Raw genomic sequence first — 15,702 nt, 5'->3', positions numbered from 1 at the left:
GAATCAGTCGCGGACGGGCATTCGGACCACTTTGCCGCTGATGGCGGGCAGGGCCTCGATGTCGGTGGTGGCTCGCGAGGCGGCGCCTTCGCTGGCTTCGTGAGTCATGATCACCAACGGCACGGTGTTGTCCGATGCATTGGCTTCATCCTTCGACTTGGGTTCGTGTTGGATGACCGAAGCGATGGAAATCGATTGGTTGGACAACACGCCAGCGATCGCAGCCAACGTCCCCGGATCGTTTGCGACTCGCAATCGCAAGTAGTAACGACCTCGCAGCCGATCGGCATCACGCTGGGCCGTGCGAGGTGGCCGCTCGGCGGAAAAGTACTCGAGCGTTTCGAACGTGATGGGTGTGCGTCCGACAGCGGTGTCGATGACATCGGCGACCACGGCGGAGGCGGTCGGCATCTGCCCGGCACCCAACCCGTGATAGAAAACCGGCCCAACCGCATCGCCAACCACACGAATCGCATTGAACGCGTCGCGGACTTCGGCCATCGGAGTGCCGATCGCGACTAACGTCGGGGCGACGGACAATTCCAGTTCGCCATCAACCAATTGAGCCGTCGCCAACAACTTGATTCGGTAGCCCAACTCGCGAGCGTAAATCAGATCAGCTGGGTCCAGCCCATCGATTCCGCTGCGAGGGATATCCCGCCAGTCCACGGTGGCTCCGAAGGCCAAGTGCGACAGGATCGCCAATTTCTGAGCCGCGTCGGTTCCATCGACATCCATCGCGGGATCGGCTTCGGCGTAGCCCAACTCTTGAGCCCGTTTGACGGTCTCGTCGTAGCCGGCTCCCTTTTCGTCCATTTGCGAAACGATGAAGTTGCTGGTTCCGTTGAGAATTCCTTCCAGCGATTCAATTTGGTTGGCCGACAAACACTGGCTGATATTCGCGATGATTGGGATGCCACCCGCCACGGCGGCTTCAAACGCGATGCTGCGTCCGAGTTCGCGGGCTCGGGTGAACAATTCGGCGCCGTGTTCGGCCAACAACGCTTTGTTGGCGGTGACGATGTCTTTGCCGGCTTCCATGGCCCGCAGCATGACTTCGCGAGCCGGTGACAATCCGCCCATCAATTGGATGACGACGTCGATCTCAGGGTCATTCAGGACATCATCGATCGAATCGGTCAGCACGCCTTCGGGCAAATCGATCCCACGAGGTTTGCTGAGATCACGGACGACGGCTTTGGACAACCAAATGGTTTTGCCCGCGTGGCGAGCGGTTCGATCGCCGTGATCGATTAACAGACGAGCCACGCCGGCCCCGACGGTTCCCATTCCGATGATGGCGACGTTGGTCCGATCCGATGATTTTTGCTGGTTGGGTGTTGCGTTCATGTGGGGGATGGTAATCAGAGCCCACAACCATTGAACACGGGGGTCATCGAGAATCCGCGATGAAGTCTTTGGCCCGGATGGGAGATTCCGGTCATGCGGGCCGATTTGGCCGCCGAAATGGGTCCAGCCCACGCATGAGGCAAAATGACGGCAATCAAAAGAAAACGGCGGTGCAACGTGCCCAAACGCTGCCCCGCCGTTCTCATTTTCAATCGCAAGAAACAATCAGCCGGGTCTCGGTGCCGCAATCCCACACCACGACACGTGCTCCCGTCTGTCCGTTTCGGCCATAGCGTCGGGTCCTCCACTTGGTTGACCACGCCGGCTAGTCGTAATGTTCGGCAAAACCGAGCCTCTGGCGAATGCGAATTCCGCTAGAAAGTCGACTTCATCGATCGGTCTTGGTTGACCTTGCCGGTTATGGCAATTCGGGTCGCCACAATCCAGATTTATCCACTTTCGATCTTGTGACCGATCCGGCGGCTTTGAGAAACTTGAGCCTGATTCGAACCTTTCACGTTCGAATATTCCCGACCAATCGCTTCCGCCGCTGCAAGGATGCTCCGATGGCAATCGGCCCCCTGACCGACACATCCACGTTGTCGATCGATCGCCTGTACGACCTCTACCACGCCATTGCTGAACGAGACCACGCGTTTCGTCTGCAATCTCAATACGGCAGCACGCCACCTCCCAAAGGGCACTGCGAATTTCGTCCGCTGGGACGCCAGACGTTTGTGCAACGCGTGCTGCACTACGACTCGCTTCCCTCGAAAATCGGCGTCGCCTTCCGCGCCCGGTTGGCTCGCCAAGCGGAAGCCTACGGCGTGGATCCATTGAGCAAGTCTCTCAACAAGGTTCACGCTGCCTGATGAGCGACCAAGGCCAAACGCTGCGACAAATCCTGCGTGCTGCCCACTGTCGCAGCACGCATCATCACTTCGCTTTGGACGCGACGGAATTGGTGCAAACCGAATCCGGAAAGCGTTTGGCTTCGCAATTGTTACGGCATCACACCCGCTATCTCACGGGTGCCAAAGATCCCGACGTGCGCTTTCGCGATTTTCAGAATCACGTCGTTCACGTCGACGATGGCTATTGGGGCGGCGCCCCACGCGTTGCACACCAGTGGTACGACCGACTGCAGCGATACCTGCATCAATCGCGTTTCGGCGACGCGGCCCACGCGGCCGGTGTGCTCAGCCACTACGTGACCGATCCGATTCAGCCACTCCACACGGCTCAAACGCCGATGGAAAAGGTCCTGCATCGGCCGATCGAATGGTGCATCACGCAGAATTACATGGACCTGCTCTCTGAATGGAAGCAAGATCCAACTCGAATCGTCTTTCAGTTGTCTGACCAACCCGGTTGGCTCGGCGAAGCGATCCTGCAATCCGCTCGCTTGGCCCACCATCACTACCAGACGCTGCTGGACAACTTCGACTTGGTGGCATCGGAAGTTGATTCCAAACGCGGCCTCAACGAAGTCTCTCGCCGCATCGTTTCGCAATTGATCGGCCTTTCGGTGACCGGATTGGCGAGAATCATCGAACGTGCCGCCGCGGACGCTGAACAACGAAACGGCCACCCCATTCCGACCGCCGGCCTGACTCTGCCGATGGTGCTCTCGACGATCCGAGTCCCCGATCGTTTGTGGCTCAAGCGAATCACTCACCAAACCGAACGTGCCAAAGTGCACCTGCTGGTGGATGAGTTCCGACGAACCGGCGATGTGGAGCAGAACTTGCCCAGCGAAGTTCGCGTTCTGCAACGGGTTCGAGTGATCTACCACCGCGAAAAAGAGTACCGGCAAGCCAAAGCCAAATTGGCCGCCGCACGCGAAGCTCTGTTGGTCGCCGAAAAAGCCGATCGCGAATCTCATTCCGACGAAGCGAACGTGCTTCCGTTCGTCAGCACCGAAGACAATGCCCGCTTGCACGTGGCCGACCCGCTGGTCGATGCACCTTCGATCGGCAAAAAGACCGCCGCCCGGTTCGCCGGCATCGGCATCCACACGGTGGGTGATTTCCTGAAAGCGGATGAGCAAACGATGACTCGTCGTTTGGACACACGCTGGATCACGGCCGACACCATTCACGCATGGCGTTGTCAAACGATGCTGATGTGCCAATTGCCGTCGATGCTGGCCCGCGAAGTCCAACTGTTGGTTGGAGCGGGCTACACGACCACCGATGCTCTCGGGAAAACGGACGTGGCAACATTGCAGGCGGCAGTTGAGACCTACGCTGCAACCTATTCCGGCCGCCGCTACCTGCGTGGTGCGACGCCTCCGACCATGGACCGGCTGGAGATCATCATTGGCGACGCGGCTCACGCGATGATCAAACTCAAACGCGACAACGCGATGCACCGCGACGAATCGGATATTCCTGGTTCGCACCGTGAGATTGATTCCAACCTTCCGCCAACCAACCAGCCAACGCAATCGCCTCAGCGACGCGCGGCCTGATTTCCAGAATCAAGCAAACTCAGTTGCCCGGCGTGACTTCGACTTCAATCATGCCGTCTTGCGACATCGGCACCGGCTCAGCGATTTCCGATGTAGCCGGCGCGGGTTGCACTACGTTGTAAGTCGTGGCCCCCATTGTCGACTGAACCGCCGTTGGATCAAACCGTCCCGACGTCACGGGACGCGGTGCGGAGACCTTCTCAGGATGACGGCGAGGTTCGAGGAACCGCCCCAGTTCATACGCGTCGCGTTCGGCTCCTGGGCACCAGGCTCCCTCGGTCAAGTTGACTTGGTTGTACGCCAACAACGAACCCTTCTCACGATGGAAGTCACGAATCGCGAGGTTGTAGTTGCTGATCGACTGATAGAACTCCGATTCGCTGGTGACCACTTGCCGTTGAGCTTGCAACAGGAAGTTGATGTTGTCGGTCCCATCGCGATAACGTCGACGCAACACTTCAACTTGACGCAAATCAGCGAGGTAACGGTTGTAGTTGGTTTCGACCAATTCGAACGTCAGGTCGATGGCTCGAGCGGAATCGGACAGGTCATGACTGATTCGCAGTTCGGTTTCCGCCAGGACCGCACGTTCACGTTGCAGATTCAGCTTGGCGTGGGCCACAGCGGAACTCGCCGCACGCAATCCAATCGGTGCCAAGAATTCGATGCCGGCGGTCCATTCTTGATAGTTTCCGCCCGTGATCGAATCGACCAAGTTGTCGTTGAGACCTTGATCCCCAGGTCCGATCAAGTTGTCACCCAAACCTCGCCAGCGGTATTGGCCGACAAAGTCCATTTGTGGACGACGGTTCAGACGCGAAGCCAACAGTTCCATTTCACGACGTTTGACCGTGAATTTTTGACGACGCACTTCGACGCGGCGGTCGAGAGCCTGTCCCAACGCACTTTGCCAATCGAACACAACTTTCGCGTTGAGCGGATCCGTGGTCGGACGCAGCAAGGCTCCGTCGGTCGCCGGCAAACCGATCAAGTAACGCAAGGCTTGTTCGCGAGCGTACAAACCGGTTTCACCGGCCAATGCGGATTTGACTTGAGCTTCGAATTGGTAGTACTGCGAACGAGCTTGGGCTTCTTCGTCACGCCGACCCGTGCCGACTTCCAATCGCACCTGTTGATACTGGAAAGTCTGCAACGCCGACTCTCGGCCCTTCGCGGTCGCTTCCAACAAACGATACGAGGTTGTCAGGTCCCAATAGGCTTGCTCAACATCGGAGACCAACTGGATCACGGCGGCTTCAAAATCAGCCAAGGCAACGTCTTCGTTGACTCGAGCGATCAGAACGCCGTTGTATTGGCCAACGGCTCCGCTGGCCCCAGCCGATCCGGCGATCCGGTTGTAAGTCGTTCCGGCACCACGCATCAAAGGCTGACGATACTCGGCTTCGAGAAACCCGATAAAATCGCTTTGGAATTGGCGGAACGGACGGTTGTTGCGGTCGTATCCGACATTGCTGCGCAACGCGAATTGGGCACCGGTTGCGGTGCGTTTCGACAATTCGTTGGTGAACGTCGCCTGGGTTGCTTGCGTTGTCGTTGGCGTGAACTGCGCCCCCAAACCAACGGCTGCGACGTTCTGAGGTTGATCGACTTTGTTCCAGAACAACGATTGGCTGTACTGAGCGTCAAAGTCGGACAACGCCGCTTCGACACCGCCCAGCGGATCCGCGTGAGCAAGTCCCGGAGTGAAGACCGTCGTCGCGGACGTCGGAGCACTCACCACGGCCCCACCTATCGTTCGCAGCACGGGGCTGGATCGCAACGCTTGCTGGACCGCTTGTTCGAGCGTCAACTCCACGCTGGGCAGATTGGCCGGGTCTTCCAGCGTGTTAGGTTGAGCCGCGGAGACGGCGGCCGACACGACCGGACTCGCACATTCGGTGACCTCCGGATACTCAATCCGCATCGCCGAGTGGTCGTGGTACGACGTTTTGGTGTCGTGCGGACCGTCCGGGATTTTCTGCGCCCAGTGGCATCCGCTGGTCAGAGTGGATGCCGCCATCGCGACGCCAAGCCAAGAGGCCAAGCGACGACGACGAACCAGTTTGCGCGACTTGAGAGACGTTTGCCGATCCATGGCAATCTCGATTCCATATCAGGATGGTTCCCTCTGCTCACACCAACATCCTTGTCGGTGTCCAGTCGCAGAGGCGGATAGTTTCGTTCGCCAAATCACTCCGCACTAAGGCAGAGCAATGATTCCGCCCGCAATCGCGGCGGCTTCCACGACAACAGCACGCCGTTCAAGCGGCGGTCGCTGCATCACGCAAGGAGCTGAAGAGCCGGCTCGGAAGTAGCCCTTGCTGTAGACGATGTCACATGGTTCCTGGATGGTTGCCAAGTACGGCAACATCGGAATCGTTGTGAAGAACCGTGCGCCGGCGGCGATCGGTTGCATGCATCCCCAACGTTCGTGACCGTGTCGTTCCAACATTCGGTCTTCGAAGTACAACGGATGCGAATAAGTGTTCGGTGCCGTCCAAGGCAGGACCGTTCCGGCCGCCACCATTCCGCGAGCGAATGGCTCTTCGGGAAGCGGAATCGCAACCGCGTCCTCTTGTGAATCGAAGTCATCGGGCAAGCGACCATTGCCAATCGTTGAAGTGTCCAGCGACACCGCACGAAGCGATGGCAAGATGATCCGGCCATCGGTCACATCGGGCAAGCGTTCACTGATGAACGGTTGCGCGAACATGCCGTCCCCGTCCTTTTCCTCTTCTTTCGCGTCGGCGATGATTTCATCCCGCAACGACATTCGGTCTTTTCCGTTGTTGGCTTCTGCTCGATCACTTTCCGTGTCGTTGCGAAGCAAATCTCGCAAACGCTGACGACGAGCCTCATCGGCGTTCGCGGGCTCAGCATCGCTGGATGACTCGACCGCTGCATCGGCAACATCGTCATCGTCGATCATCGCGAATCCTGCGGCGGCGAAGAAGCCACTGGGGAGCGACGCCACGTGTGCATCCGGCGTGGTCAATGCCATTGGTTCGTCGGCGACGCCAATGGATGCGGTCGAAACCAAACATCCTGACAAAGCCCATGCGAACGTACGCCGACTCGGCCGAATCCCCCGGACCCAACGCATCATTTCGTAAAATCGATTGACCGAGAACTCTGCGAACATTCTCGACGTGTTCCGACGACGGACGGGGCCATCACCGAACCACCAATCCCATGTAGATTCCAGCATTGCGATCGTCTTCCTTGACGGGTCATGCAAAAAATGAAAGCTCGTTCAAACAACGACCTTCCCGTGCATCCTTCGGGTCGTGACAAACAATCACTCCAAATCAGTTGATCCACCTTGCGCGTTTGTTACGCCGGATCGGCACACATTCAGCACAACCCGCACAAACGGACCCGAACGATTGCCAGAGACAATTAGGGACCTCGACGACCCCCGGCTCTCGCCCTACCGAAACCTGCGGCACCGTGAAACTGACGATGGTTTCATCGCAGAAGGCAGCGTGGTGGTCGGACGGTTGTTGCAAAGTGACCTCGGCGTTCAATCCGTGCTGATCCATACCGGTCGCGAATCGAAGCACCTGCCGCTGATTCCCGAGGAAGTGCCCGTGTATTTGATCGATCGAGAGCTCGGCAAAGAACTGGCAGGCTATGACTTCCACCGAGGTGTGCTGGCGCACGGTGTCTGCCCCACCATCCACCCGATGGAGGCCTTCCGCGATACAGCCCAACCATCACTCGCCTTGGCATTGGTGGGACTGAGCGATCCCGAAAACGTTGGCAGTCTGCTTCGTTCCGCCGCGGCATTGGGCGTCCGCGACATATTGCTGGGACCGCAAACGATTTCGCCGATGACACGACGAGTGATCCGAGTCAGCATGGCGTCGGTGTTTCGTCATCGCTTCTATCACTTCGACAAACCTGCCGAACAACTGCGTGACCTGGCGTCCGCAGGATTCGCTTCCATCGCCACCCTATTGGATGACTCAGCTATCCCGCTGATCGATTTATCAGATTCAATCACATCTGAACGCCGAATTTTGATCGTCGGCAATGAAGCCAACGGTGTGCCACCCGAAATCGCAGAAGCCGCCACCCACCGCAGCACTCTGCCAATGCGAAACAACACCGACAGTCTCAACGTCGGTGTCGCGTCCGCCATCTTCCTCTACGAGTTGACTCGATCGTGCGGAACCGACCATGTCGAGCGCTGAGCTGCCAAACCTGCTGTCCGCGTTGTTGTCTCATGCAACGCATCGCCCAAACGACATTGCGTTGGTTGATGCCCAAACGGGCGATGCCATTTGGACATGGGGTGAGTTGGCGTGCCGCGTCGACGAAACCGCGGACGTGCTGCGTTCGAAATTTCCGACGGAAGACGTATTCAAACGTTTGACCTATCGATGCACCAATCATCCCAACGATGTGGTGTTGGCGCTTGCCTGCATTGCGGCGGGAGTCACTGAAATTCCAATCGATGCATTTTTGCCCGCAACTCAACAAGAAACCCTGATTCGGCGTTCGCAAGCGTTGCACTGGGACCATGACGCTCAAGCTGATTCGATTCAATCAACCGATTTGGCTGATGCAGTCACAAACTTGGAAGGATCCTCACGCGAGATTGACTTACACTCACCGTCGTTGGTTCTTTGGACGAGCGGGACCACCTCTGAACCTCGCGGTGTGATGCTTTCCCAGCACAACCTCACCAGCAACGCGAAAGCGAAACTGCTGGCCGTCCCGCAAGTGAAGTCGGACCTGCGATTGTCGTTGCTGTCGATCGCTCACGCATATGCTCGAACCAGCGACATGGGAACATGGTTGCTGTCCGGTTGCCGATGCAGTCTCGGCCGAGGCCGTTCCACGTTGCGTTCGCTGCCGAAATCTCTCTCGCCAACCTTGATCAACGCCGTGCCCGTGTTGATCGATGAGATCCTGAACCGAATCGAATCTGGCCAGACCAACCTGCGATCGTTGCGTTTGCTCGGCTGTGGCGGCGTCGCGATGTCCTCGGTGCACTTCGAGCGATGCCAGCGAAACAACATCGGCGTCATCCAAGGCTACGGCTGCACCGAGACGTCGCCGGTGATCTGCAGTGCGTCCCCTGACAACGCGTTCCCGAATCGAGTCGGCCCCTTGGTTTCGGGCTGGGAATTCAAAGTGGACGAAGGAAGACTCTTCGTTCGAGGCCCCGGCGTGATGCTCGGCTACCTCGATGATGAAGTCGCAACGCAGCAGAAGATCTCGCCGGACGACTGGCTCGACACCGGAGACCTGGTTGAGATCCATGACGATGGCCAATTTCAAATCCTGGGTCGCGCCGACGACGTGATCGTGCTGGACAACGGCTTCAAAGTCTTTCCCGCCACCATGGAACGCCAACTGATACAGCTTGAGGGAATCGAACAAGCGGTCCTGCTCCATCACCAACGCCAGCTGTGGCTACTGCTCTCACTCACCCCGTCACAAGCAACCACCAATGCCCAGCCCAGCCACGATGCAATCGAATCATGTCTGGCAGAAACGCTTCCCCCCAGAACCACGGTGAAGCAACTCGAGTTATCCGAACCATTGTCCATCGAAACCGGTGAACTCACCGCCAAAGGAACCCCTCGCCGACACATCATTTGTCGTCGGCGACTTCCTACTCACTCCCCATCCTTTGATCGCTCGCCTCCTTCCAATCCTTGAGTTCGTTGGTTCGATCCGGGAGGTCAGCATGCTTCTGCGGTGCACGTCGAGTTCGAGTGAACTGTCGCCAATGAGCCAGTCGCACTGGCATGCACAGACAACGTGCAAGCATTGCTAACTTCCTGGGCACTTCTGAGCCCCCCCGCAACGGATGACAACCTCAAGGAAACCGAAGACGCTCAAAATGCATTAATAAATGCTCAGAAAAAGCTCATCCCAGCGAGTCACCCAACTGCATTCGATCCACAACAACGGGGATCCAAATCCCGTTAACCATTTCAACAACGAACAGGTGCGAAGCTAGCGACCCAATTGGCTTTTGAATTGCAAGTTGAGAGGCATTAGGAATCGGCAGCCAAGATTCACTCCGTGTCGAAACACCGAGAAGAATATGCGCTCGCTGAAAACAGGAATCTGTTTCTCTGAAATCTTCCATTCATTCTTCAAAGCCAATCGAAGGATTCTCATGCCTGACTACCGCAGCAACCCTCGCAAATTACGGAATGCATTCACGCTTGTTGAATTGCTGGTGGTTATCGCAATCATCGGCGTGTTGGTTGGATTGCTGCTTCCAGCTGTCCAATCCGCTCGCGAAGCGGCACGCCGGATGAGTTGCTCGAACAACATGAAGCAACTCGGACTCTCGATGCACAACTACCACGATGCCTTTCGGAGTTTTCCCTACGGCCATCTCAACACCGGGCTATCAGTGACCCACAAACGAGATTCCTGGTACCAAAACATTCTTCCGTTCATCGAACAACAGGCCTATGCCGAAAACTATCGGAATGCCGCCACGATCTACAGTGTTTACGAAGCCGAATGGATTCATCGCATGCCCGCGGAGCTCGCTGGAATTGCGGTCCCTTCATTCATGTGCCCTTCTGAACCTTCCGGCCCTGCTCGCGGTGGCGGTGGATCTGACAATGGTTTCCAAGGTAGTTACGGTGTTTCCGCTGGTGGAGGCACTTTGCCTCAAGATCTCCTAGGAGGGATCACTCCGGATGAAATCAACATCGTAAAAACGGATCCGGGAGGGATGTTCGGTGAGACGAGGACCTATAAGTTCAGAGATTGTCTCGATGGAACGTCTAACACACTACTCGCCAGCGAGACGATCATTCGCGGCGCGAGCGGCGGAAGCTGGGGAGGCATGGGAGGCTATTGGGGTGGTTCTCCTCACGGATCCTTCGGCTTCTCTTCAGCAGAGCCCCCAAACACATCCGTTCCCGATCGTGTGTATTCCTGCAAAAGCACAAATTTCCCGAAATCACCTTGCGAGAACGGAAATGCCGATGGTCTCACAGGTCGTTGGAACTTCGCTCGCAGCAATCACACCGGCGGTGTCTTGACCGCGATGTGTGATGGATCAGTTCGGTTCGTCACCGATTCAATCGAACGTCAAATCTGGCGAGACTTAGGCAATCGCGCCGATGGTCACATCCTTGGTGAGTTCTAGAACTCGCTCACCACCGGACACTTACATCTCTTGCTTGCTCACCAACATCCATCCATACCATGATTCATTGGAATCTATCGTCGATGAATAAGAATTTTGCTTGTTCGATTGGACTCACTGCACTGTCACTGACCTTCGCTGGATGCTCGGGAGGGAGCGATCTCGACTTGCAACCCGTCACCGGCACTGTGACATTCGATGGCAAGCTAATTGAGAACGGTCGAATACAATTCCGTTCTGTGTCTGGTGGGCGGCGCAGCTTCAGTGCCGCCATTGAAGCTGGTGAGTACGCGATGGAGACTGCCACCGGACCGATGACCGTCGAAGTCCGTGCCTCCAGACTGATCGAGGGTAAGTTTGACACGTCCAATCCAGATGAGTTAACTCCGAAGGGCGAGATGTACATTCCTCAAAAATACAATTCTCGCACCGAGCTGACCGTGGATGTGCCGTCAGGCGGAGACACTCTGGACTTCGACTTGCTCGACTCTTAACAGACATTCGGTTTCGAACAAGCCCTTCGAACCTGCACAAATACCATGTCGTTCGAAACCCGAGAACTGACCGCCAAGGGAACGCCGCGGCGACCAATCATCCGTCAGTGACGACTTTCTTGACGACCAACAATCCATCGCTCCCAATGGCGGCCACACCGCTTCCATCGTCGGACCATTCAAATTTCTGAACGTCCTGCAAAAGCAACTTCGGCTGATCGACAACTGCTTTGAATCAGGTGACCAAGCTGGACGAGTCTTGAGTGCTTCGGGTATCAAGAGCTGTAGGTCGCTGAAGATCCGGTCATAACAAAACAACCCTTGTCGTCGGCCGTCCGAATCGAGGACCGCCCCGACGAACGCAATATAACGGGCGTCAGGGGACTCGGCTTCATACAATGAATCCGCACTGTCAGGCAACTGGATCGACCGCAGGTCCTCCAGCGTCCGATCTGCAAAATTGTCCTGCACGCGCTGCTCGGCAATTTCGATTGCTTGTTAAACCGCTGAGTGCAACTCCGGTGTAGCGGTGCCCCAGAATTCACCAGAGCCTTGCGTCGGCTTCCAGCGTTCATCCTTCGCGTCTTCCGGCACGCGAACCATCCGAAGAAGCCGCGTCCAACTCAACGGGTCCAACGATCCATCCACCCAGCCGACGGGACGCACGCAGAATGGCATGCGCCGCATCCACATCTTCTGAGTCAACCAAACCGACGATTGCGTTCATCGCAACGACCAACGTATCGACGTCGCGTTCCACCTCCATTTGTCTCACCCAGTGTGACAAAGGGAGCCCCTGAAATAGTTTGCCTCTGCCCGCCGTCGAGGCTGCCTCTGCAGTCGGCTCATTGACCGGTGACGTGCTTTGATGAACTTGGACGACCGTTTCTTCCCCTCTTCGAACCGTCACTTAGTCGTCGCTCAGCGTGATCCCGTCAGAGTTCGCTTTCAGTTGCACGTTGTAGGTGCCACTGCGAAGTGTGATCGCGTTGCCTCCCGTTTCCACTTCGAGTTCTTCCACCGCTTGATCGCCTCGCACAATTTCGATCTGCAGATCATCTTGTGGGCTTTCGATCACCAACGTGCCCCGGTCAGTCTGGATGGTCACCACGATCGCCGCCAACAAACACAAAAAGCAGCCGCCAAGTCCCAACATCCAAGTTCGATTGAATCGACGTGGGGGTGACCGCGACGGATCGGGTGCAGGCACTGCTGCTGTGGACCAAGCGGGCGGTTCAGGATCATCGTTTCGTAACGCTTGAGCGATCAGGCGTTTCAGCCCCCTTCGGTCGCTGAGTTCTGGGTCGTCGGCAAATCGAACGAGTGAATCCGCCACTTCGGCCGCAGAGCTGGGGCGATCAGCGGCTTGTCGCTGCAACAGATCCGCGACAACTTGATTCAGGTCCTCTGGAACACTCGGCACCACGCTGCTCAGCGACCGAGCGGGCTGGGTGGTCTTTTCGATCACCAGTGGTGCAACACCTTGATTGGATTGATGAGCCGATTCACCACAGAGCAATTGGAACAGAGTTGCGCCGACACCATACAAATCCGCCCTTTGATCCACGGTGGACTGGTTGGACAATTGCTCTGGTGCGGCGAACACCAAAGTCCCCAAAACATGCCCCACGGTCGTGACTCGCAAATTCGCCGCTGCTTGACCATCAAACACCAACCCCAGATCGAGCAATTTAACTTGACCATCTCGAGTCAACATCACGTTGGAAGGCTTGACATCGCGATGAACCAAACCCGCCGCGTGTAGCGCCGCCAGAGCCTGACAGACCTCTCGCATAATGGTGGTGGCCATGCCGGTGCTGAGCGGCCCCAATCGACGAACGACGGCAGCCAGATCCAGGCCGTCGAGGTACTCCATCACCAAGTAGTGCCGACCACAGGCGTCCCCCGCATCGGTCGCCGCCACAATATTGGGGTGTTGAAGGGAGGCAACAGCCTGCATCTCACGCTCAAACCGTTGCAGCCAATCGATAGATCAAAGGTCCATACAAATGGACAAACCGTCCCCAAGCTTCCGCGGCCCCATCGCGCGTTGCTATCAGCAACGAAGGATGGGTCGTCGGTTCCACTATGGCAGTCAACTTGAAAGACCTCGGTCGCGGAGAAGTGTTGATGTTCCACGACCGAGAATAACGATCCAATCAGGCGGGGTCGTAAGCTTCGCTGCCCAGTCCCCTGCCCCGTGGCATGTACGCGCACATGACGATGCCAAGGAAGTACAGGAATAGCAGTGGCACCGCGAGAGCCACCATGCTGGTCACGTCGGCTGGTGTGACGATCATCGAGATGACAAAGATCACCAGCACCGCGACTCGCCAACTACTGATGTAGTCTTCCGTTTGAACCAAATCGATGCGTTGCAAAAACAACATCACCAATGGCAATTGGAATGCGACGCCAAATCCCAACGGCAACATCAATACAAAATTGACGTAGTACGTCAGCCGAGGCTCCACCGCGACGTCCATCGAACCATTGAACTGCAACAAGAACGTCAAGACGTAGTGCAGTACCAAACCGAAAGCGAGCACGACGCCCGAAACAAACAGCACGACGCTGAATGGCAGGTACACGTACACGTATCGACGTTCGTGGTTGTGCAAACCAGCCGCGACAAACGACCAAAGGTGATAGAAGATCATCGGTGAGGCGAGCACCGCTCCGACGATCAAGCCGGCTTTCACCCAAATCATGAACGGCTCTTCGATCTTCAACGAACTCAGTCCGCGTTCGCTGCGACGAAGCTGGATCGTGGGCACCAATTCATCTGGGTTGGGGATCGTCCCCATGGATTGCATCAATTCCGCCGTCGTGATTCTGGCGGGAACGGCCAACAAATCCTCTTCTTCCTCGCCAGCGTCTGATTCGGACTCTTCACTTGAGTCAGCAGCCTGTTCAGGTGCGGCTGCAGTGGCCTTCTTCGGCTCAGGAATGCTGGCCGTCGGCAGCGTGTACACCACGTCCGCAATCAGAGAGTTTGCCGTCAAAAATTCGTAGAACCGGCTGACTTGCGGATTTTCCTTGCGGTCCGGCAGTCCCATCTCCTTCAAGTCGCGGTCGGCGTTGTACTCGATGATTGCCTGTTTCAACGGTTCCTGGATGTAACGAACCACTCGGTTGGCGAACATCAAACCGACCGCCAATCCAATCAACAACCAAATGATTGCTTTGACCAGAGAGCCACGGAGTTCTTCGAGATGCTCCCCGAACGTCATCGTCGAATTGTCGAACAAATCGTCTTTGGGTCGCGCCAGTGCTTCCACGGGTTTCTATCCACCAGGGGAGGGAGGGTACATTGTGTTGAGTCATTCAGTGTGGAACCATTCTAACTGACCAATCCAATCTCGCACGGTGCCATTCATGACCGATCCAACTTCCTCTTCCAAACCCGCGACCTCGGTTTCCGTTGATTCTTTTTCGCCGCAGACGCTCACTGGCAAACGAGTTCTGTCGTTTGTGGGCGAAATTTACGAGGACTTGGAGCTCTGGTACCCAAAACTCCGTCTGATCGAAGCCGGAGCAGAATTTTTTGTCGCAGGCCCAGAAGCTGGCGAAAAATACAACGGCAAACTTGGCTACCCCTGCGTGAGCGACTTGGCCATTGAGGATTGCGAAGCCGATTCCTACGACGGATTGCTGGTCCCAGGCGGTTTCATGCCCGACAAATTGCGACGAGACCCCAAGGTGTTGCAACTCGTCCGGGACTTTGATGCGGCCAAGAAACCCATCGCCGCCATCTGTCACGGCGGTTGGATCCCGATCTCAGCGGGAGTCTACCGTGGCGTTCGTGTGACCGGATCGCCCGGTATCAAGGACGACCTCGTCAACGCCGGTGCGATCTTCGAAGACGCCTCGGTCATCGTCGACGGGCACCATGTCAGCAGCCGCCGCCCCGACGATCTGCCCGATTTCTGCCGCCACTTCATCGCCCTGCTCGCGTAAAGAACCTGTAGCTCGGTGGTCCCCCGCCGAGACGAGCATGAACTCACGGCGGGGACCGACGTGCTACAGGTTTTTGAGATCCTTCACGCGGACGGATTTGTGGACGTGAATCGATGGAGCGCTGCTTGGCGTTCGGATGCAGCGAGAGGGAACAATTGAGGACAATTGTTCTACTCGGGTGCCACCGCCGAGACGCCAACCTGATAGGGGTAGGGAAGTCCGGTTGAGCCGGACTCCCCTCCCTCAGAACCGTACGTGCGGTTCTCCCGCATACGGCTCGCCAGTCAGTGGGT

Annotated in this window: 13 protein-coding genes; 7 read left to right on the top strand and 6 right to left on the bottom strand. The window is 56.9% G+C overall.

The genetic code is table 11. The annotated features are described in order from the left end of the window. Positions 1 to 3 precede the first annotated feature (3 nt). Complete coding sequence (locus CEE69_RS30355; protein WP_099264261.1) at positions 4 to 1,350, bottom strand: homoserine dehydrogenase; 1,347 nt, start codon at positions 1,348 to 1,350, stop codon at positions 4 to 6. Between the two features lie 566 nt (positions 1,351 to 1,916). Here CEE69_RS30355 and CEE69_RS30345 point away from each other — a divergent pair. Continuing rightward, the gene (locus CEE69_RS30345; protein ID WP_233215800.1) at positions 1,917 to 2,222 is read left to right on the top strand and encodes a hypothetical protein; all 306 of its coding nucleotides are present in this window, start codon (positions 1,917 to 1,919) and stop codon (positions 2,220 to 2,222) included. Next, the gene (locus CEE69_RS30340; protein ID WP_099264259.1) at positions 2,222 to 3,823 is read left to right on the top strand and encodes a DUF4332 domain-containing protein; all 1,602 of its coding nucleotides are present in this window, start codon (positions 2,222 to 2,224) and stop codon (positions 3,821 to 3,823) included. The genes CEE69_RS30345 and CEE69_RS30340 overlap by 1 nt, the downstream gene beginning before the upstream one ends. Before the next feature lie 19 nt (positions 3,824 to 3,842). Here CEE69_RS30340 and CEE69_RS30335 read toward each other — a convergent pair whose 3' ends face one another. Further along, positions 3,843 to 5,918 carry a TolC family protein gene (locus tag CEE69_RS30335; protein ID WP_099264258.1) on the bottom strand — a complete coding sequence of 692 codons (2,076 nt, stop codon included), beginning with the start codon at positions 5,916 to 5,918 and terminating at the stop codon, positions 3,843 to 3,845. A gap of 105 nt (positions 5,919 to 6,023) precedes the next feature. Further along, positions 6,024 to 7,031: a hypothetical protein gene (locus CEE69_RS30330; RefSeq protein WP_099264257.1), complete on the bottom strand. Its 1,008-nt coding sequence runs from the start codon at positions 7,029 to 7,031 to the stop codon at positions 6,024 to 6,026. A 178-nt stretch (positions 7,032 to 7,209) separates the two neighbouring features. Between CEE69_RS30330 and CEE69_RS30325 the strand changes: the two genes are divergently transcribed. The 4 genes from CEE69_RS30325 to CEE69_RS30305 all read left to right on the top strand — a co-directional run bounded on the left by CEE69_RS30325 (position 7,210) and on the right by CEE69_RS30305 (position 11,449). Next, the gene (locus tag CEE69_RS30325; protein WP_199169995.1) at positions 7,210 to 8,019 is read left to right on the top strand and encodes a TrmH family RNA methyltransferase; all 810 of its coding nucleotides are present in this window, start codon (positions 7,210 to 7,212) and stop codon (positions 8,017 to 8,019) included. Then, the gene (locus tag CEE69_RS30320) at positions 8,006 to 9,496 is read left to right on the top strand and encodes a class I adenylate-forming enzyme family protein (protein WP_099264255.1); all 1,491 of its coding nucleotides are present in this window, start codon (positions 8,006 to 8,008) and stop codon (positions 9,494 to 9,496) included. The genes CEE69_RS30325 and CEE69_RS30320 overlap by 14 nt, the downstream gene beginning before the upstream one ends. Positions 9,497 to 9,962: 466 nt before the next feature. Beyond that, positions 9,963 to 10,955, top strand: a complete 993-nt coding sequence (locus CEE69_RS30310) for a DUF1559 family PulG-like putative transporter (RefSeq protein ID WP_099264253.1) — start codon at positions 9,963 to 9,965, stop codon at positions 10,953 to 10,955. Between the two features lie 83 nt (positions 10,956 to 11,038). Then, a complete protein-coding gene (locus CEE69_RS30305) occupies positions 11,039 to 11,449 on the top strand; it encodes a hypothetical protein (RefSeq protein ID WP_233215799.1) in 411 nt (136 codons plus the stop codon). 571 nt (positions 11,450 to 12,020) lie between these two features. Here the strand turns inward: CEE69_RS30305 and CEE69_RS32655 are convergent. The 3 genes from CEE69_RS32655 to tatC form a co-directional block, all read right to left on the bottom strand. After that, positions 12,021 to 12,359, bottom strand: coding sequence for a hypothetical protein (locus CEE69_RS32655; RefSeq protein ID WP_099264251.1), 339 nt, complete (start codon positions 12,357 to 12,359; stop codon positions 12,021 to 12,023). Further along, entirely contained in the window at positions 12,360 to 13,430 is a 1,071-nt protein-coding gene (locus CEE69_RS30290) for a serine/threonine-protein kinase (protein WP_261341368.1), read from the bottom strand. Positions 13,431 to 13,608: 178 nt separating this feature from the next. Then, a complete protein-coding gene (gene tatC / locus CEE69_RS30285; protein WP_099264249.1) occupies positions 13,609 to 14,730 on the bottom strand; it encodes a twin-arginine translocase subunit TatC in 1,122 nt (373 codons plus the stop codon). A gap of 97 nt (positions 14,731 to 14,827) precedes the next feature. Here tatC and CEE69_RS30280 point away from each other — a divergent pair, with 97 nt between their 5' ends. Then, positions 14,828 to 15,409: a type 1 glutamine amidotransferase domain-containing protein gene (locus CEE69_RS30280; protein ID WP_099264248.1), complete on the top strand. Its 582-nt coding sequence runs from the start codon at positions 14,828 to 14,830 to the stop codon at positions 15,407 to 15,409. Positions 15,410 to 15,702 lie beyond the last annotated feature (293 nt).

Source organism: Rhodopirellula bahusiensis, from assembly GCF_002727185.1.
Lineage (GTDB): Bacteria > Planctomycetota > Planctomycetia > Pirellulales > Pirellulaceae > Rhodopirellula > Rhodopirellula bahusiensis.
The sequence above is the reverse complement of the archived record's forward strand: the minus strand, read 5'-3'. Positions and strand labels throughout refer to the sequence as shown.